The sequence below is a fragment of the Polaromonas sp. P5_D5 genome, from assembly GCF_054049435.1.
Genome location: NZ_JBFUMJ010000003.1, coordinates 150,651 through 169,090, shown reverse-complemented (window position 1 = coordinate 169,090; position 18,440 = coordinate 150,651). Strand labels below are relative to the sequence as shown.

Here is an 18,440-nt window from a genome sequence, read left to right as displayed (position 1 = left end):
ATGCTTGGACTCGACATGAGCTTCCTGAACTGGGAGATGATTTCCCAGTTCGTCGTCAAGGGTTTTATTTTCAGCATCGAGCTGACCGTCATCGCCACCATAGGCGGCATTATTTTCGGCACCGTGCTTGCGCTGATGCGTCTGTCGGGCAAAAAATTCCTGACGGTTCCCGCGACCATCTACGTCAACGGCATGCGTTCCGTTCCGCTGGTCATGGTGATCCTGTGGTTCTTCCTGCTGGTACCTGCGTCGTTCTACACGACCTTCGGCGCCTGGGGGGCCAACTACCGCGCCGAGATTTCGGCCATCATCACCTTCGTGGCCTTTGAGGCTGCGTACTTCAGCGAAATCATGCGTGCGGGCATCCAGTCCATCTCGCGTGGGCAGGTCAATGCGGGCCGTGCCCTGGGCATGACCTATTCGCAGAACATGAAGCTGATCATCCTGCCGCAGGCTTTCCGCAACATGGTGCCCATCCTGCTGACCCAGACCATCATCCTGTTCCAGGATACTTCGCTGGTTTACGCCATCGGCGCCTACGACCTGCTCAAGGGCTTCAGCACCGCCGGCAAGATCTTCGGCCGTCCTGAAGAGGCCTACCTGCTGGCCGCCGTGGTTTATTTCGTGATCTGCTTCGGGCTGTCCTTCATGGTCAAACGCCTGAACAGCAGAATCGCCATCATTCGCTGAGATCGCTGTTTCTTAAAACACCCCCTATCTCTCAAAGAGCACACTGGAGAAGAAGATGATTGAGTTGAAAGAAGTTTCCAAATGGTACGGTGAAGTGCAGGTTCTCAATAACTGCACCACCAGCATCAAGAAGGGTGAAGTTGTTGTGGTCTGCGGCCCATCGGGCTCGGGCAAATCCACCCTCATCAAGACCATCAACGCGCTGGAGCCTTTCCAGAAGGGCCAGATCTTTGTCGACGGCAAGGCTGTGCATGACCCCAAGACCGACCTGCCCAAGCTGCGCAGCCGCGTCGGCATGGTGTTCCAGAATTTCGAGCTGTTCCCGCACCTGAGCGTGACCGAGAACCTGACGCTGGCGCAGGTCAAGGTACTGGGCCGCAAGCCCGACGAGGCCAAAAAGCACGGCCTCAAATACCTGGATCGCGTGGGCCTGATGGCGCACAAGGATAAATTCCCCGGCCAGCTCTCCGGCGGCCAGCAGCAGCGTGTGGCGATTGCCCGCGCGCTCAGCATGGACCCGATCGCCATGCTGTTTGACGAACCCACCTCCGCGCTGGACCCGGAAATGGTGGGCGAGGTGCTGGACTGCATGATGGGCCTGGCTGTCGAAGGCATGACCATGATGGTGGTGACCCACGAAATGGGCTTTGCCAAAAAAGTGGGCAGTCGCGTGATTTTCATGGATGTCGGCGGCAAGATTCTGGAAGACTGCTCGAAGGACGAGTTTTTCAGTCACCCGGAAAACCGCCAGGCGCGCACCAAGGATTTCCTCAACAAGATCCTGGCGCACTGAAAGCCATGCGCCCCGGAAAAAAAGCCCCGAACCCCGGGGCTTTTTTCATGGCGGCTCATGATGGTCGGGTGGTGTGACCAGTGCGACAATTCAGGCCATGACTTCAGCCACCCGCACACCCGCCTCCACCCTGACCATCACCCGGCCCGACGATTGGCACCTGCATGTGCGCGACGGCGAGGCCCTGCACACCGTGGTGCCGCACACGGCCGCACAGTTTGGCCGCGCCATCATCATGCCCAACCTGCGCCCGCCGGTGACCACGGCCGCCCAGGCGGCGGCGTATCGGGAGCGCATCCAGGCCGCTGTGCCGGCCGGCGTGCAGTTCGAGCCATTGATGACGCTCTACCTCACCGACAACCTGCCACCCGATGAGATCAAGCGCGCGAAAGACGCCGGTGTTGTGGCGCTCAAGCTATACCCGGCCGGCGCCACCACCAACAGCGATGCCGGTGTGACCGACCTGCGCAAGACTTACAAGGCACTCGAGGCCATGCAAAAGGAAGGGTTGCTGCTGCTGGTGCATGGCGAGGTGACGTCCTCCGACATCGACCTGTTCGACCGGGAAGCGGTATTCATTGACACCCAGTTGATTCCGCTGCGCCGCGATTTCCCTGAGCTCAAGATCGTGTTTGAGCACATCACCACCCGCGAAGCCGCCCATTACGTGCGCGATGCCGGCCAGTTCACGGGTGCGACCGTCACCGCGCACCACCTGCTCTACAACCGCAATGCCATTTTCACGGGCGGCATTCGCCCGCATTACTACTGCTTGCCGGTGCTCAAGCGCGAAACGCATCGTCTGGCATTGGTAGAAGCCGCCACCAGCGGCAACAACCGGTTTTTCCTGGGTACTGACAGCGCACCGCATCCCGCGCACCTCAAGGAGCACGCAACGGGCTGCGCAGGCTGCTACACCGCCCACGCCGCCATGGAGCTCTACGCCGAAGCTTTTGATACCGCCGGCGCACTGGACAAGCTGGAGGCCTTTGCCAGCTTCAACGGTGCGGATTTTTACGGCTTGCCGCGCAATACCGGCCGGATCACGCTGAAAAAGGAGAGCTGGCATCCGCCTGAGAGCTTTGCCTTCGGCGAAGCCGAGCTCAAGCCTTTGCGCTCGGGTGAAAACCTGCCCTGGAAACTGCACACTTCAGAAAGCACCTGATGGACCACAAGCCGCGTGTTGCCCTGCTCATTGATGCCGACAACTCGCCGGCGTCCAAGATCGACCTGATCCTCAACGAGCTGTCGACCTTCGGCGAAACGAACATCCGCCGCGCCTACGGCAACTGGAAGAAGAATGAACTCAAGGGCTGGGAAGAGGTGTTGCACGAGCATGCCATCCGACCCATGCAGCAGTTCGACTACACCAAAGGCAAGAACGCCAGCGACATGGCCATGGTGATCGACGCGCTGGAGCTGCTCTATACCGACCGGCCCGACGCCTTTGGCATCGTCTCGTCGGACGCCGACTTCACGCCGCTGGTCATGCACCTGCGCGCCAAGGGCGCAGCGGTCTACGGCTTTGGCGCGCAGAAAACGCCGGAGCCTTTTGTCAATGCGTGTTCGAGATTCCTGTTCCTCGACAAGCTGCGCCCCATCGCCGTCAGTGATGCGGCGGGCGGTGCCCACGGAGACAGCCGTGACGATGGCGAGGCGGTTGCCGCCGCGCCCCTCAGGGCAACACCCGCCCAGCTCAAGCAGGACGCCAAGCTGGTCATGCTGCTGCGCAATGCCGTCCAGGCCGCAGCCGACGACGAGGGTTGGGCGCGCGTGGGTGCTGTGGGCACGCAAATCGCCAACCAGGCCTCGTTTGACCATCGCAACTACGGCTATGCCACGCTGACCAAGCTGCTGGTGGCCACCCAGCTGTTTGACATCGCCGACGAAGGCAAGTCGACCGTCGCAGTGCGCGACAAGCGACTGAACAAGTCGGCCCGGGCCTAGGGGGCCTGCAGGTGCGAGTCGCTGCAGCCCTGCAGCCAGCGCCGGCCATGCCGATGCCGGCATGGAACCAGCCCTGGCTGCAACCCTGGCAGGAGCCTGGCGAACGCGTCGCCCAGGCCATTGCGGCGGGCACTGCGCTGCACCAGGCCCTGAATGCCGAGAAGCGTGCCCCGGTGCGCTTTGTTCCCCAAAGTGCATTGCCCGCCGGCGAGGCTTACGAGAGCTTTATTTTCAGGACAGGTGAATGCCCCACGCGCGAAGGTGCCCATGATTTTTTCAATGGCCTCTGCTGGATGCAGTTCCCTGAAACCAAAAAGAGGCTCAATCAGTTGCAGGCTGCGGAAATAACGCAGGCCGGCGTGCAAAAGGTGCGCGGCCCGGTCCGTGATGCGCTGACGCTTTTTGACGAGAACGCTGCTTTCCTGTCGGCGCCGCAACCCTTGTGGGACGCGCTGGCGGCCCGGGACTGGCAGCAACTCTTTGTAGGTTTGCGCCCACTCTGGCAGCAGGCCCGGCTGGTGCTGTTTGGCCATGCGCTGCTGGAAAAGCTGATTTATCCACGAAAACCGATCACAGCCCATGTGTACCGGGCGCAACCAGCTATCAATTCAATAGCAGATCTGGACCGCTGGATTGCCGCGGATCTGAGCGCGGACAAGCTGGCCGGCAAGCCGTTTGCGCCCTTGCCGGTGCTGGGCGTGCCCGGCTGGTGGCCCGGGAACGAGAACTTTTCCTTTTATGATGACTCCCTTGTATTCCGACCGCCACGGCTGCAAAACAACAGATAGAGACCAGCCGTCAATTTGCCCCGCAGCTTGAACTGGGCTGGCAAGCCCTCATATCCTGCGCAAGGCGGGCTTTTTTCACCGACCCCACGGAGAACCCATGAAACGTATTTTTCTGTTTGTCCTGACCAACCTCGCTGTCGTGGTGGTGCTGGGCATTGTCGCCAGCCTGCTTGGCGTCAACCGCTTTCTCACGGCCAACGGGCTGAACCTGACCGCGCTGCTCGGCTTTGCGTTGATCATGGGCTTCGGCGGCGCCTTTATTTCCCTGCTGATCAGCAAACCCGTCGCCAAATGGAGCGCCGGCGTGCGGGTGATCGAGTCGCCCCAAAACGCCGATGAGGCCTGGATTGTTGAGACCGTGCGCAAGCTGGCCGACAAGGCCCAGATCGGCATGCCCGAAGTCGGCATTTTTGAAGGCGCACCCAATGCCTTTGCCACCGGCGCGTTCAAGAATTCGTCGCTGGTGGCCGTGTCCACCGGCCTGCTGCAAGGCATGACCAAGGAAGAAATCGAAGCCGTGCTCGGCCACGAGATCGCCCACATCGCCAATGGCGACATGGTCACCATGACGCTGATCCAGGGCGTGATGAACACCTTTGTGGTTTTCCTCTCGCGTGTGATCGGTTACGCCGTCGACAGCTTCTTGCGGCGCGGCAGCGACAACAACTCCGGCCCCGGTATCGGCTACTACGTCAGCACCATCGTGCTGGACATCGTGCTGGGTTTTGCCGCCGCCATCGTCGTGGCCTGGTTCTCGCGCCAGCGCGAGTTCCGCGCCGACGCCGGCGCCGCGCAGCTGATGGGCCGTCGCCAGCCCATGATGAACGCGCTGGCCCGCCTGGGCGGCATGCAGCCGGGCGAATTGCCCAAAGCGGTGGAAGCCATGGGTATCACCGGCAGCATCGGCAAGCTGTTTGCCACGCACCCGCCGATTGAAGAGCGCATCGCAGCATTGCAGAACAGCCAGGCTTGAACCATCAAAGGGCGCCCCGCACAGGGCGCCCTTTTTTTCTTCCCATTTTCTTCACAGGAGTGCAGGCATGAAAAGCTGGATCAGGCAGAACCGCAGTTTTCTGGTGTTGCTGTTGTTGTTCGGGCTGTTCCGTACCGCAATCGCGGACTGGAACCCCATTCCCTCAGGCTCCATGCGGCCCAACCTGCTCGAAGGTGACGTGGTCTTCGTCAACCGGCTGGCCTACAACGTCAAGATTCCGCTGACCGATACCGTGCTGGCGCGCACCACCGATCCGCAGCGCGGCGACGTCGTCACTTTTTCCTCGCCGGTGGACGGCGTCCGCCTGATCAAGCGGCTGGTGGCTGTGCCGGGCGACGTCGTGGAAATGCGCGACAAGGTGCTCATCATCAACGGGCAGTCAGCCCGCTATGAGGCGCTGGACACGGTGCTGGAGCCGGCCGGGCCGGTTGGCGTGCTGGTGGCCACGCACGTGAAAGAAGCCACAGCCCAGGAGCAACATGAAATCCAGTGGCTGGCCGGTGTGAAGGCCAAGGACAGCTGGGGGCCGATCACGATTCCCGCTGACCAGTACCTGATGCTGGGTGACAACCGCGACAACAGCGCAGATTCGCGCTACATAGGCCTGGTGCCGCGCAACCTGCTGATTGGGCGTGCGGAACGGATCCTGGTGTCGGCGGACATCCTGGAGAAGTGGCAACCCCGCCTTGAGCGTTTTGGCCGCTCGCTCTATTGATCAGCCGATCTGCTGATTGACTGAGGCTACAGTGGAAGCCTCAGGCCTGGCGGCTTCTCTGTACCAGCTCTATGGCGTGTGTCACTTGCGCGGGGTCCAGTCCATACATCTCGGCAAATTCCGTAGCCGTTTTCCCGCTGGCCTCAAAGGCACGCATCAGTGCTTCGCGTTTGGCAGTTTGCACTGCCATCTCCGCAAAAGCCTCGTCCAGCAAGGTGTTCGACACCTCATCCTGCGTGCGGGTGCGTTCTGCGTACTCTTCGCGGCTCAAGCCGGACGCTTCAATGGCCTCGATGAGGCGCATACGCACTTTGGGGCGCAGGTCTTCCTTTGAACGTGCCTGGCGCCGGCGGAACACTTCCATGATCGCGTGATGCACATGCTCGGGCGCTACCGGCTCGACGGGCTCGCCCTGCAGGTTGTGGCGCGGGTGGCCAGCCGCCACGCATTCGAGGTAACGCGTGGAACGGGCATGCAGGCCCAGCGCCACTTTCAGTTCGTCGCGCTTGAATGCTTCGGGGTTTTCCGCCAGCAGGTCCTGGAAAGCGCCCAGCTTGAGCGGCAGGAACTGTGCGCCGAACATTTTCGGATAGAGCTCAAACAGCTTTTCCAGCACGGGGTGGACTTCGCGAGTGCGCTGCTGCTGCGGATTGGCCGGCCGGGGGCGCTGCGGGGGGCGGGGGCGTTTGGCACGCGGGGAAGGTGTGGTGGTTTCGGTCATGTGTGTGGGTGAAAAAGATGGTGTGGCGGGGTGTTCAGAAAGCTCAGCGGGGCCTGAACATGCGAAAGAGGTTGTCGGGGGTGACGGCGAAATAATCAGCCGGGCCGCCGCCGCGAAGAATCGGCTCGGCAGCCGCCGTGTCGTAAATGCCGTCTTTGAGCAGATGCCTTGCAATGTACACGCCGACGACCTCGCCCAGGACCAGCCAGGTGGGCACCGGCACGCCGTCGGCGCCCTGCAGCTGCAGGATTTGCGTCAGCCGGCATTCAAACGATACCGGGCTTTCCTGCACGCGCGGCACGGCAATGCGTTGCGAGGCCACGGGCGTGAGGCCCGCGAGTTCGAACTCGTTGACCTCGGGCGGCACCATCGCGCAGGAACGGTTCATGGCCTCGGCCAGCGGCCGCGTCGCCAGGTTCCAGCCGAACTCGCCGGTTTCGCGGATGTTGTGCAGGCTGTCCTTGGCGCCAATGCTGGCGAAGCCGATGATGGGAGGCGTGTAGTTGAAGGCGTTGAAAAAGCTGTAGGGTGCCAGGTTGAGCTGCCCCCTGGCGTCCTGCGACGAAATCCAGCCAATGGGGCGTGGCCCCACCATGGCGTTGAAGGGATCGTGCGGCAGGCCGTGGCCTTTCGAGGGCTCGTAGTAGTGAAAGTCCTGGCCCATCACGCGGCCATCCGCTGTTGTTCGGCGTCCTGCAGCACGCTGCGCGCCAGGGCTTCCGCAACCTTGATGCCATCCACGCCGGCCGACAAGATGCCGCCGGCGTAGCTGGCGCCTTCGCCGGCCGGGTAGAGGCCGCGCACGTTGACGCTTTGCAGGTCTTCTCCGCGGCTGATGCGGATCGGCGAGGAAGTGCGCGTTTCCACCCCGGTCAGCACCGCGTCATGGGTGTCAAAGCCCTTGATCTTTTTGCCGAACACGGGAAAGGCCTCGCGCATGGCCTCGATCGCGTACGCAGGCAGGGCAGACGACAGGTCGCCGATGGTCACGCCCGGCTTGTAGGATGGGGTGATGCTGCCCAGCGCGGTCGAGGGGCGGCCCGCCACGAAGTCACCCACCAGCTGCGCCGGCGCCTGGTAATTGCTGCCGCCCAATACAAACGCGTGCGATTCGAGCTGGCGCTGCAGCGCGATGCCGGCCAGCGCGTCGCCCGCCTCGAAGCCGGGGTAGTCGCGCGGGTCTATACCCACCACGATGCCGGCATTGGCATTGCGCTCATTGCGCGAATACTGGCTCATGCCGTTGGTCACCACGCGGCCGGGCTCGGAGGTGGCGGCCACCACCGTGCCGCCCGGGCACATGCAAAAACTGTAGACCGAGCGGCCGTTGCTGGCGTGGTGCACCAGCTTGTATTCGGCCGCGCCCAGCGACGGATGGCCGGCATGGCGGCCCCAGCGCGCGCGGTCGATGATGCCCTGCGGGTGCTCGACCCGAAAGCCGATGGAAAAGGGTTTTGCCTCGATGTACACACCGCGCGCATACAGCATGGCGAAGGTGTCGCGCGAGCTGTGGCCCAGCGCCATCACCACCTGGTCGGCACGCATCTCGTGGCTTTGGCCCGTGGCCTGGTCCAGTACCGTGAGGCCGCGCAGCTGTTTGCCTTGCGGGCCGTCCTCGATCAGCACGTCGGTCACGCGCTGCTCGAAGCGGATCTCGCCGCCCAGGGCGACGATTTGCGCGCGCATGTTTTCGACCACCTTCACCAGCTTGAAGGTGCCGATGTGCGGGTGCGCCTCGAACAGGATGTCGGCGGGCGCGCCGGCCTTCACGAACTCGTTCATCACCTTGCGGCCCAGGTGACGCGGGTCCTTGATCTGGCTGTAGAGCTTGCCGTCGGAAAAGGTGCCGGCGCCGCCTTCGCCGAACTGTACGTTCGATTCCGGGTTGAGCACGTTCTTGCGCCACAGGCCCCAGGTGTCCCGGGTGCGCTGGCGCACCGTCTTGCCGCGTTCCAGCACGATGGGCTTGAAGCCCATCTGCGCCAGCAGCAGGGCTGCGAACATACCGCAGGGGCCGAAGCCGACGACGACCGGTCGCAACGGCAAGCCGGCGGGCGCCTGGCCCACCGTGCGGTAGGCCATGTCCGGTGTGGGAAAGATGTGCGGGTTGCCGGAAAATTTCGCCAGCAGTGCGCCTTCCTGGGCCGCATCGGCGAGCGTGACGTCGACGATGTAGACCTTGAGCAGGTCTGCCTTGCGGGCATCAAAGCTGCGTTTGTGGATGTGGACGTTCTGCAGGGCGGCTGCGGCGACGCCCAGTGTCTGGGCCACCAGGGAGGGCAGGGCATCCTCCGCGTGGTCCAGCGGAAGTTTGAGTTCGGTCAGGCGAATCATGAGAGGGGCTCGTGTTGATCAAGCAACCTGCATTTTAAAGGACTGGCGGATAATGGGCCCCGTGAAGCACGCCAGACCGCCGCTGGTGCAATCTGGGAAACCAGGCACTGGAGGAACGTCCGGACTGCACAGGACAGCGTAGGAGGTAATACCTCTCCACCGTGAGGTGAGGATCAGAGCAACAGAGACGAGTCGGCCTTGGGGCAACCCCGGGCCGGGTGAAACGGGCAATCTCTACGCGCAGCAATACCAAGTAGGCCAACGTTGATGTGGTTCCGCAGAGTTGGCGGGTAGGTAGCATTGAGCCGTGGGGGCGACCCCCGGCCCAGATTAATGGCGGTCACGCCGGACTTTCTCCAAGGGGGTCCGGTGCACAGAATCCGGCTTATCGGCGGGCTTCACACTAATAAAAAAGCCCCGTTCAGCAATGAACGGGGCTTTGTCTTTGGGCCTTGCCGGCCCTGCCTGCAGCGTCTTATTTGGCGGGAGAGGCGGCGGCAGCTGGTGCCGGTGCGGTGGCGGCTGGCGCTTTACCGAAGTACTGCGCGAAAATCTTGTCGTAGGTGCCGTCGGCCTTGATGTCGGCCAGGCCCTTGTTCAGTTTTGCGAGCAGCTCGGCGTTGCCCTTTTTCACGGCCAGGCCGTATTGCTCGGGTGCAAAGCTGGCGTCGGCGATGGTCTTGAACTTCGAGCCGGTGTTGTTGTTGACGTAGTGCTCCACCACGCCGTTGTCGGCGACCACGGCGTCCACGCCGCCGGCTTCCAGCTCTTTCAGTGCCAGTGGCGTCGCTTCAAAGCGCTTGATGTTGGCGCTGTCCTTGCCCTGCAGCTTGGTGATGACTTCGTCACCCGTGGTGCCGTTCTGCACGCCGACCTTGAGTTTCTTGAGGTCGTTGAACTTGGCGATCTTCGAATCCTTCTTCACGGCGATCAGTTGCTGCGCGTCAAAGTAAGGCGACGAAAAATCCATGGTCTGCTTGCGCTCGGCCGTGATCGTGATGGCCGAGACCAGCAGGTCGCGGTCGCCCTGGTTCAGGGAGTTAAAGATGCCTTCCCATGGCGTATTCAGGAACTTGACTTCGATGCCGGCCTTCTGTGCCACGGCCTTGACGACTTCGATGTCGAAACCGACGATCTCGCCTTTGTCGTTCTGGGACTCAAAAGGTACATACGCGGCATCCGTGCCGACGACGTACACCTTGGCCGCAGGTGCGGGTGCCGAGGCGGCGGGAGCGGGTGCGCTGGCTGCGGGTGCCGGCGGCTCGGTCTTGCTGCAAGCGGCCAGAACGATACCGGCGACCAGGGTGCCGGCGGTTTGCAGGAAACGTCGCGTTGAGATGGAGTAGGAAGACATGAAGTCCCTCAAAAAAGGTTGAAATGATGGTGATGCCCGTCAAGCCATGCGGTCAGGCACGGCTTCCGGCATACGAACAAAAAGTATAAACCGCAGCCCTGGGTCAAACAGCCCCTTTCAGTAGCCTTGGTGACTGTTCAAGGCCTTAACGCCGGTATATACCCTTACGTACGGTCCAAGGTTTAGCAACTTTCACGCCACAGTAGTGTGGGTACTCGGTGGCGGCTTGCAAATCAATAGCGATGCCTGGCGCGTGTGCAGAAATCGTTAATGGACAAGGCCCAGCTCACGCACGCGGTCCACGTGCGCCAGCAGCGAGCGTTTGGCCACCGGCCAGATACGCGGGTCCACGTCGTCGTAGGCGCCCGCGACCCAGTCGTCGATCGTGCCTTCCGGGTGGGCCTGCATCACGCGCATGATCTTGGCTTCGCGCTGCAGGCGATGCGCCTTGAGCCGGGCGATCGCATTCTTTGCGTCCGCCAGCACGTAGCCATGCGCCGGGGCGATGAAGCCGATCTGGTGTTCGTCGCAGGCCGCGCTCAGCGCGTCCAGGGAATCCAGGTAGGCACTCATGTCGCCATCGGGCGGGTCAATGACCGTGGTGCTGCCGTTGAGGATGTGGTCGCCGCTGAACAGCAGGCCGTCTTCCACCAGCACCAGGCACACATGGTTGGCGGCATGGCCGGGTGTGTGCAGCACCTTCAGGGTATGGGTAATTTCGCCTTCCGGCCCTTTGCTGGTGAGCGCAAGCAGCTCCTGATTTGATAGCGATCGATCCGGCGAGAAGGCGCTGGCGGCGCGCGCCGTGGGTGCCGAAGGCAGGCCCAGAATCGGCGGCGCAACGCTGCACATGGCCTGCAGCGGTTTGGCGCCGGGTGAATGGTCGGGATGCGAGTGGGTGCACACAATCATGCGGATGTCGCCGCCGGCCGCCCGCCAGAGGCGCTGCAGGTGGTCGTGATCGGCCGGGCCGGGGTCGATGGCGATGTAGCCGCTGCCCGGGTCGCCGACCAGGTAGCTGTTGGTGCCCGGCCCGGTCATCACGCCGGGGTTGGGCGCCGTCAGGCGCATCACGTTGTTGAGCAGCGCCACGGGCTGTGATGTCTGCCAGTCGAGCGCGTGCACGATCTGCCCGTCCGGGCAGGTCAGCGCCAGCTCGCCGTAGGGCGCTTCGTGTTCCATATAGCGCGCTTCCTTGCCGGCCAGCAGCCCGGCGCGCGGGCAGGAGGTCCAGAGCGGGACTTCGGACGCGCAGGCCGCCAGCACCGAGGCCACGTCGGGGTAGTGCTGCAGTCTTTCCAGTGTGCGTATCGTGGGGAAGATGATGAAGAAACCCCCTGCCGCGTGCCGCGCCAGCGCCTCGGCCGGCCGCACCCAGACCGGCTCAAACTGCTCGGCCTCGTCGGCCACCGGGTTTTGCCCTTCGGGCATGCGGGCAACAAGAAAAGGCACGTCAAAGCGGCGCGGCAGGTCGCGGTCGGTGATCCAGTGCGCCAGCACAAACACCTGGTCACCGGCCAGCGTCAAGCCGCGCTCCCGGCATTGCACGGCGAAGGACGCCTTGCGGTCCAGTGCTGCGATGTCGGCGGTCGTGGCATAACTGCCGTCGACGTGGCGCGCCAGCAGCACGCCGAGTTCCTCAAAACTTTCGCGGATAGCCGCGATGGCCTGTGTCAGGTGCAGGTCGCTTTGCGTGGCCCGCCGCGTAGACTGTGCATGCGCCGCGGCATCCGCCGCGTCGATGCCGCCGCCGGGAAAGACATAAGCCCCCGGGGCGAAGCTGGCGGTCATGGATCGCCGCGTCATCAGGACTTCGACGCCGTGCGGGGTGTCGCGCAGCAACAGCACGGTGGCCGCCGGGCGTACAGGCGCGGGTTCGCGCGAAGGATGGAGCAATTGGGAAGGACGTGGCATCCGCAAATTATGGCTTCGGGGCTGCGCGGGTGTTGCCGGCGGGATTTGGAGGGTTTTCTGCTGTGCAATGCCCAAGGCAAACCAAGCGTATTGCCCCGAATTCCTTCAAAACCACGGCCGGTGGGCGCGAAATGGCCGATTCACCTCTTTAAGCGCGGCCTTCGCACCGCAGATAATTCCCCCATGCGAATCCGATTCACCAAAATGCAGGGCGCGGGCAATGACTTTGTCATGCTCGACGAAACCCGCGCCCCGCTGGGCCTCTCCACCGCGCAATACCGCTTCCTGGCCGATCGCCACTTCGGCGTGGGCGCCGACCAGATTCTCTCGGTGCGGCCGCCGCCTGCGGATGCGGGGGAGGGCATCGACTTTGAGTACGTGATCCACAACGCCGACGGCGGCGAGGTTGAGCAGTGCGGCAACGGTGCGCGCTGCTTTGTGCGTTTTGTGCGCGAGCAGGGGCTGACGACAAAGGACGTCGTGAGGGTCAAGACCCTCGGCGGCATCATCGAGCCGCGCATGCAGGCTGACGGGCGCGTCACGGTCGACATGGGCGCCCCGGTGTTTGATCCGGTGCGGATTCCTTTTGATCCTTCGGGCCTTACGCCTGTGACGCAGGGTTTATGGCAAAAATGGCCGCTGGCCCTTGATGGTCCAGCGCAAGCAGCTCCTCTTTTGATAGCGGCTTTGTCAATGGGCAACCCGCATGCGGTACAGCTGGTGGACGACGTGGACGCTGCGCCGGTGTTGCAAACCGGCCCGCTGATTGAAAACCATGTGCGTTTTCCGCGCCGTGTGAACGCCGGCTTCATGCAGGTGGTTTCGCGCAGCCAGATTCGCTTGCGGGTCTTTGAGCGCGGCGCGGGCGAGACGCTGGCCTGCGGCACGGGCGCCTGCGCGGCAGTGGTGGCGGGCATACGCTGGGGCCTGCTGGATGCGCGGGTCGATGTGATGACGCGGGGCGGACAGCTCACCATTGAATGGCCGGGCCAACTGGATGCGCCTGTCATGATGACCGGCCCGGCTACGACTGTATTCGAGTCCGAAATCGAAATCCCTGACGGGATTTGAAAACCGCCTTTCGACGAAAGCGGATGTAACGCGGGCACCCTGCGCCTTTGCGCCCGCCACAAAACTGAGGACAATGCCTGCATGAATCCAACCGAACACCCCATCACCGAAGACGACATCGCCAACTTCCTGGCCAACACGCCCGACTTCTTCGAGCGCCACGCCGAACTGCTGGCTTCGGTGCAACTGTCCAGCGGACACGGCAACCGTGCCGTCAGCCTGCAGGAACGCCAGGCGCTCATGCTGCGCGAGAAGATCAAGGGCCTGGAAACGCGGATGGTCGACATGATCCGACATGGGCAGGACAACGTGGCCATTGCCGACAAGATGCAGCGCTGGACACGCAAGCTGCTGCAGGCGACGCAGGCGCGCGACCTGCCGGGCGCCATTGTCGAAGGCATCACCGGCGAATTCCTGATCCCACAGGCCGCCATCAAGGTCTGGGACGTGAACGGGATTTTTTCGGATGAAAGCTTTGCGACTGACGTGAGTGAGGACGCCAAAACCTTTGCGTCGTCATTGAGCGCACCCTACTGCGGCGTCAATTCGGGCTTCGAAGCGGTCAACTGGCTGCCCGAGCCGGCGGTGGCGCTGTCGATCGCGCTGATACCGCTGCGCGCCGCAGCGGGCGCGGAAGTCTCGGGCCTGCTCGTGCTGGCCTCGCCCGACCCGGAACGCTTTCACAGCGGCATGGGCACAGATTTCCTGGAGCGTCTGGGTGAGCTGGCCGGCGCGGCGCTGACGCGGTTGCGGCCCCAGCCGGTCACTGCCGAATAGGCACCGGGGCCATGCACCACGGCCATGACGCAAACACCACAAACGCCGCCTTCCGCTTCTGAATCCGGCGGTGGGCAGCCGGCGCCGCCGCCTTCCGATCCGCTGGTCGAGCGTTACCTGGAGCATGTACGGGTGGAAAAGCGCCTGGCCCAGCGCACTGTGGAGCTCTACGCCCTGGATCTGCAAAAACTCGAAGCCAATGCACACCAGGCCAGGGTGGCGCTGGCGGCGGTCCAAAACGTTCACATGCGGCGCTGGGTGGCGCAAATGCATGGTGCGGGGCGCAGCGGCCGTGGCATTGCCCTCATCCTCTCAGGCTGGCGCGGCTTTTACACCTGGCTGGGCCGCGAAGGCCTGATCAGCGGCAACCCCGTGCAGGATGTGCGGGCGCCCAAAGCCGCCAAGCCCCTGCCCAAAGCCCTGAGCGTAGACGAAGCCGTGCAGCTCGCGGGCTACCAGGCCGACGCTTCGGATGGTGACCCGCTGCTGGAGCTGCGCGACCAATGCATCACCGAGCTGCTGTACGGCTGCGGGCTGCGTATCGGCGAGCTGGTGGGCCTGGATGTGAAGGCGAGTGCGCAGGCGCGCGGCTGGATCGACACGGATGCGGCCGAAGCTTATGTGCTGGGCAAGGGGTCCAAAAGGCGCAGCGTGCCGGTCGGCCGGGCTGCGCTGCAATCACTGCAGCAGTGGCTTGCCGCGCGGGCCGGCTGGGCGCGTGAAGACCATGCGCTTTTTATCAGCCAGCGCGGCACCCGCCTGACGCCGCAGCACATACGGGTGCGGCTGAAGCAGCGCTCGCTCAAAGCGGGGCTGGCCACGCCGGTGCACCCGCACATGCTGCGTCACTCCTTTGCCAGCCATGTGCTGCAGTCCAGCGGTGATTTGCGTGCGGTTCAGGAGCTGCTGGGCCATGCCAACATCACGACCACGCAGGTCTATACCCGGCTGGATTTCCAGCACCTGGCCAAGGTGTATGACGCGGCGCACCCGCGGGCCCTGTCGAAAGCCGGAAAGGCCGGCGCGGGCGCGCCGGCATCACCAGGAAGCCTGGCGAAGGCGGACAAAGACGCGAAAGACAAAGCCTGAGCCTGGCATCGCACTGGTGCCGGGCGGTGCTCAGGCTGGACTGGGGTTGCCGCGCCTTGCCGGACGTGCCGGCGGCACGTCCCCGAGCATGAATACGGCCCGCTTGCTGTCGGCCGGGGCAGCGGCCAGGCGCTCTTCAAGCTGGGTCAGCAGGCCCTGGGCGTTGGAGCCCTGGTAGGGCACCAGGGCGTACGCGACATGCACCTGTGCGACGCAGTCCACGTGCAGGCCTTTGTAGGGCATGAGGCAGCGCGCCACGATGCGCGGCCCAAGCGTGCCGGCGTCCTCGGCATTGAAGGGGCCTTCGACCAGCATGCCGAAACGCCGCTCCGACAGCCGCGCAGCGCTGTCGATCTCGCGTGCGGTGGACAAAAGGCGCTCAGCCACGTGCAGCGGCAATTCTTCGGCGGCCTTGCGCCCGAAATCGCGCTGGATCTGCTCGGAGTTGACCAGGTCGATGATCATCACCGCGCTTTGGTGGCGCAGCCGTTCGGAACGCGCAATCATGCGGATCAGGCGCTCGGCAAACACGTGGCCGTTGATGAGGCCGGTGGCCGGGTCTACCCGGTCCAGGCCCTGGATGCGGCGGATGTTTTCGCGCCGGTGCTGGCTGCGCAGCATCAATACCAGCATGGCGATGGGCAAATGCAGCGCCACGCCCAGCTGCATGCCGTGCTGCGTCAGGAAACCGATGGGCACCAGTTCGGCATTGCGGGCCATGGTCCATCCGGCGGCGGCCAGCACCGGCACATACGCCAGCATCAGCCAGGGCGCAAACCGGTCGCCACGCCGCCAGGCCCAGCCCATGACCAGCACGCTGCTGAATTCCAGCAGCAGCACGATGGGGATGAACAGGCCCATGCGCGATGCAGATGGCACCAGCGCCAGCACCCCAGCCGCCAGCACGCCCAGCGCGGCCTGGCCCGCCATCAGCCAATGCAGGCGCAATGAGCGTTCGGGCAGGGCCACCACCGCGGAAATGAACAGCAGGGTGGCCGACACCGCCAGCATGGGCAGCACGGATGTCGAAATGTCGCTCCACTCCGGCCACGCCGGCCACAGGTGCAAGCCCGCGATGCCGGTGACGGTTGCCTGTGTCAGGCCCATCAAGGTCACGCAGAGGGCGTAGTAACCGTACGCGGTGTCGCGCAGTGAAATGGCGCCCAGCGCCGAGATCAGCGCCGCCAGCCCCGTCAGCCCGAAGAAGATGCCCAGGATCAGGGAAACACGTTGTTCTGAGTGGCTCAGGTGCCCCTCGCTGATGAACTGCAGCGGCGCGCTGAACGCATGGCCGTTCTCCAGGCGCAAAAGGTAGTGGGTGGGTACCTCGGCCGACAGCGCGATGGGTAGCAGGGGATGGCGGTGCGGCACCGGCCATTTGTCTACCGCCACCAGGTCGCCGGCGCGCTGCTCGTTCCAGCGGCCGACACCGTCCAGGGTATACAGCGAAGCCCGGTCGATGGACGGGTAGGGAACCTCAAGGTACCAGCGCTCTGCGTCGGGCGCAGGCGGCACGTTAAAGCGCACCCACATGGCCTGGCCGCTGGTCACCGGGTAGATCGCATTGCCGTGTGTCGGCTTCCAGGGGAGGTCGGGGGTGGCGGCAACCTGCTCGGGAGTGAACTGGCCGGTCGTGTCTATCCAGTAATCGCCCCAGTCCTGCAGTGCGACAGGTTCTGTCTGGGTGTCCAGGTCCAGTATGGTGCGCGACCGTGCATCCAGGCTGGTCAGCGCCAGCAGCGAGCCCATGAACAGGCTGATAACCAGCCCCAGCAACAGGGTACGGACGGGTGCGGGCGTGCGCATGGCCGGGCTTGCCAGCGGCCCGTGTTTCTTCCATTGCCGCGAAAATGAGGTCAAAAACATTAACCTGCGATTGTCGCAAAACTTTCACGAAAATTACGCTGAGCTGTCAAACCGCTGTCAGCCGGCTCATTTGTCAGCGTGGACGCTCCGTGCCCAAGAAGGGGGCGATGCCATCAGCCGCGACAATAGCGCCATGAAAATAATTCGACTGCGGGACGGCAAGGAGCGCTCATTGCTGCGGCGCCACCCCTGGATTTTTGACGGCGCCATCGCCAAAGGGGGCGGTGACGCGGGCGAGACCGTGCGGGTTGAAAGCCACGCCGGCGAATTTTTGGGCTGGGCCGCTTTCAGCCCGGCCTCCAGAATCCGGGCCCGGGTCTGGAGCTTTGACGAAGCCCAACGCATCGACGCGGCCTTCTTTTCAGCGCGCATCGCCCAGGCCCTGAAGGCACGGGAGCTGTTTGACATCCAGAGCGACGGACGGCGGCTCATTCACGGGGAATCCGACGGCCTGCCAGGCCTGGTGGTGGACCGCTATGCGGACACGCTGGTGGCGCAGTTTTCCAGCTGCGGTGCAGAAAAATGGAAAAGTGTGATTGTCGAAGCCCTGCTGGCCCAGACCGGCCTCACGCGCCTTTATGAACGCTCCGACGCGAGCTCCCGTGCCCTGGAAGGCCTGCCCGAAGTGACCGGCTGGCTGGCCGGCTCGGGCGAAACCGGCATCACCATTACTGAGCACGACTGGAAACTCAGCCTGGACGTGGCCGAAGGCCATAAAACCGGCTTTTACCTGGACCAGCGCGACAGCCGGCAGAAGTTTGCCGCCTACACGCGCCGCCTGCGGTTCGGCCAGGTGCTCAACTGTTATTGCTATACCGGCGGCTTCACCGTGGCTGCGCTGGCCGGCGGCGCCGGGCACGTCACGTCGATCGATTCGTCCGGCCCGGCGATCGAACGGGCCCGGGCCAATGTGGCACTGAACGGCTTTGACGCCAGCCGCACCACCCTGCTGGATGCCGATGTCAACGCCTCGCTGCGCCAGTACCAGAAGGAAGGCCGGATGTTCGACGCCATCGTGCTGGACCCGCCCAAATTCGCGCCCACGGTGACGCATGCCGAGCGTGCCGCCCGTGCCTACAAGGACATCAACCGGTTGGCGTTGTCGATTCTGGCGCCCGGCGGCGTGCTGTTTACCTACTCGTGTTCGGGCGGGGTCAGCGCCGACCTGTTCCACAAGATCGTGGCTTCGGCCGGCATCGATGCGGGGGTGGACGCTTTCATCTCCGAGCGCATGGGTGGCGCACCCGACCATCCCATGACGGTCGCCTTCCCGGAAGGCGAGTACCTGAAGGGGCTCGTACTGGTGAAACGGGTGGGCGGCTGATTTTTATATAAATAGTGGCTGCAGGCTAATAAAGACGGGCGCAAGCAGCTATTAAAAATATAG

General features: G+C 63.6%; 17 protein-coding genes and 1 other RNA gene. 12 read left to right on the top strand and 6 right to left on the bottom strand.

The window, feature by feature from the left end:
- From ACXJKE_RS13575 to lepB, 7 genes are all read left to right on the top strand, one after another.
- A complete protein-coding gene (locus ACXJKE_RS13575; RefSeq protein WP_457281126.1) occupies nucleotides 1-690 on the top strand; it encodes an amino acid ABC transporter permease in 690 nt (229 codons plus the stop codon).
- A 55-nt stretch (nucleotides 691-745) separates the two neighbouring features.
- Nucleotides 746-1,483: an amino acid ABC transporter ATP-binding protein gene (locus ACXJKE_RS13570; RefSeq protein WP_457281125.1), complete on the top strand. Its 738-nt coding sequence runs from the start codon at nucleotides 746-748 to the stop codon at nucleotides 1,481-1,483.
- A 97-nt stretch (nucleotides 1,484-1,580) separates the two neighbouring features.
- On the top strand, nucleotides 1,581-2,648 hold the full coding sequence (pyrC, locus tag ACXJKE_RS13565; protein ID WP_457281124.1) for a dihydroorotase: 1,068 nt from the start codon (nucleotides 1,581-1,583) through the stop codon (nucleotides 2,646-2,648).
- Nucleotides 2,648-3,430 (top strand): NYN domain-containing protein, encoded by a 783-nt coding sequence (locus ACXJKE_RS13560; protein WP_457281123.1) that lies wholly within the window; start codon nucleotides 2,648-2,650, stop codon nucleotides 3,428-3,430. The genes pyrC and ACXJKE_RS13560 overlap by 1 nt, the downstream gene beginning before the upstream one ends.
- A gap of 47 nt (nucleotides 3,431-3,477) precedes the next feature.
- Entirely contained in the window at nucleotides 3,478-4,218 is a 741-nt protein-coding gene (locus ACXJKE_RS13555; RefSeq protein ID WP_457281643.1) for a DUF3025 domain-containing protein, read from the top strand.
- A gap of 97 nt (nucleotides 4,219-4,315) precedes the next feature.
- Nucleotides 4,316-5,191 carry a protease HtpX gene (gene htpX / locus ACXJKE_RS13550; RefSeq protein WP_457281122.1) on the top strand — a complete coding sequence of 292 codons (876 nt, stop codon included), beginning with the start codon at nucleotides 4,316-4,318 and terminating at the stop codon, nucleotides 5,189-5,191.
- Nucleotides 5,192-5,258: 67 nt separating this feature from the next.
- Nucleotides 5,259-5,927: a signal peptidase I gene (lepB, locus tag ACXJKE_RS13545; RefSeq protein ID WP_457281121.1), complete on the top strand. Its 669-nt coding sequence runs from the start codon at nucleotides 5,259-5,261 to the stop codon at nucleotides 5,925-5,927.
- Nucleotides 5,928-5,967: 40 nt separating this feature from the next.
- On the opposite strand, the gene ACXJKE_RS13540 is transcribed toward lepB, so the two are convergent.
- Genes ACXJKE_RS13540 through ACXJKE_RS13530 form a run of 3 tightly spaced genes read right to left on the bottom strand, consistent with a single transcriptional unit; the run spans nucleotide 5,968 to nucleotide 8,982 of the window.
- Nucleotides 5,968-6,648, bottom strand: a complete 681-nt coding sequence (locus tag ACXJKE_RS13540) for a ProQ/FINO family protein (protein ID WP_457281120.1) — start codon at nucleotides 6,646-6,648, stop codon at nucleotides 5,968-5,970.
- Nucleotides 6,649-6,691: 43 nt separating this feature from the next.
- Entirely contained in the window at nucleotides 6,692-7,312 is a 621-nt protein-coding gene (locus ACXJKE_RS13535) for a flavin reductase family protein (RefSeq protein ID WP_457281119.1), read from the bottom strand.
- Nucleotides 7,312-8,982 carry an NAD(P)/FAD-dependent oxidoreductase gene (locus ACXJKE_RS13530; protein WP_457281118.1) on the bottom strand — a complete coding sequence of 557 codons (1,671 nt, stop codon included), beginning with the start codon at nucleotides 8,980-8,982 and terminating at the stop codon, nucleotides 7,312-7,314. Before ACXJKE_RS13530 ends, ACXJKE_RS13535 begins: the two co-directional genes overlap by 1 nt.
- Before the next feature lie 63 nt (nucleotides 8,983-9,045).
- On the opposite strand from ACXJKE_RS13530, the gene rnpB reads away from it, so the two are divergent.
- Nucleotides 9,046-9,386: RNase P RNA component class A (gene rnpB / locus ACXJKE_RS13525), an RNA gene on the top strand.
- A gap of 71 nt (nucleotides 9,387-9,457) precedes the next feature.
- Here rnpB and ACXJKE_RS13520 read toward each other — a convergent pair.
- The gene (locus ACXJKE_RS13520) at nucleotides 9,458-10,336 is read right to left on the bottom strand and encodes a basic amino acid ABC transporter substrate-binding protein (protein WP_457281117.1); all 879 of its coding nucleotides are present in this window, start codon (nucleotides 10,334-10,336) and stop codon (nucleotides 9,458-9,460) included.
- A 267-nt stretch (nucleotides 10,337-10,603) separates the two neighbouring features.
- The gene (locus tag ACXJKE_RS13515; protein ID WP_457281116.1) at nucleotides 10,604-12,250 is read right to left on the bottom strand and encodes an MBL fold metallo-hydrolase; all 1,647 of its coding nucleotides are present in this window, start codon (nucleotides 12,248-12,250) and stop codon (nucleotides 10,604-10,606) included.
- A 183-nt stretch (nucleotides 12,251-12,433) separates the two neighbouring features.
- On the opposite strand from ACXJKE_RS13515, the gene dapF reads away from it, so the two are divergent.
- The 3 genes from dapF to ACXJKE_RS13500 all read left to right on the top strand — a co-directional run bounded on the left by dapF (nucleotide 12,434) and on the right by ACXJKE_RS13500 (nucleotide 15,187).
- Nucleotides 12,434-13,321 carry a diaminopimelate epimerase gene (gene dapF / locus ACXJKE_RS13510; RefSeq protein ID WP_457281115.1) on the top strand — a complete coding sequence of 296 codons (888 nt, stop codon included), beginning with the start codon at nucleotides 12,434-12,436 and terminating at the stop codon, nucleotides 13,319-13,321.
- An 81-nt stretch (nucleotides 13,322-13,402) separates the two neighbouring features.
- On the top strand, nucleotides 13,403-14,098 hold the full coding sequence (locus ACXJKE_RS13505; protein WP_457281114.1) for a DUF484 family protein: 696 nt from the start codon (nucleotides 13,403-13,405) through the stop codon (nucleotides 14,096-14,098).
- Between the two features lie 24 nt (nucleotides 14,099-14,122).
- Nucleotides 14,123-15,187 (top strand): tyrosine recombinase XerC, encoded by a 1,065-nt coding sequence (locus tag ACXJKE_RS13500; protein ID WP_457281113.1) that lies wholly within the window; start codon nucleotides 14,123-14,125, stop codon nucleotides 15,185-15,187.
- 30 nt (nucleotides 15,188-15,217) lie between these two features.
- Here the strand turns inward: ACXJKE_RS13500 and ACXJKE_RS13495 are convergent, their stop codons facing one another.
- Nucleotides 15,218-17,053 (bottom strand): sensor domain-containing diguanylate cyclase, encoded by a 1,836-nt coding sequence (locus ACXJKE_RS13495; protein ID WP_457281112.1) that lies wholly within the window; start codon nucleotides 17,051-17,053, stop codon nucleotides 15,218-15,220.
- 133 nt (nucleotides 17,054-17,186) lie between these two features.
- Between ACXJKE_RS13495 and ACXJKE_RS13490 the strand changes: the two genes are divergently transcribed.
- The gene (locus tag ACXJKE_RS13490; RefSeq protein ID WP_457281111.1) at nucleotides 17,187-18,377 is read left to right on the top strand and encodes a class I SAM-dependent rRNA methyltransferase; all 1,191 of its coding nucleotides are present in this window, start codon (nucleotides 17,187-17,189) and stop codon (nucleotides 18,375-18,377) included.
- Nucleotides 18,378-18,440: the final 63 nt, after the last annotated feature.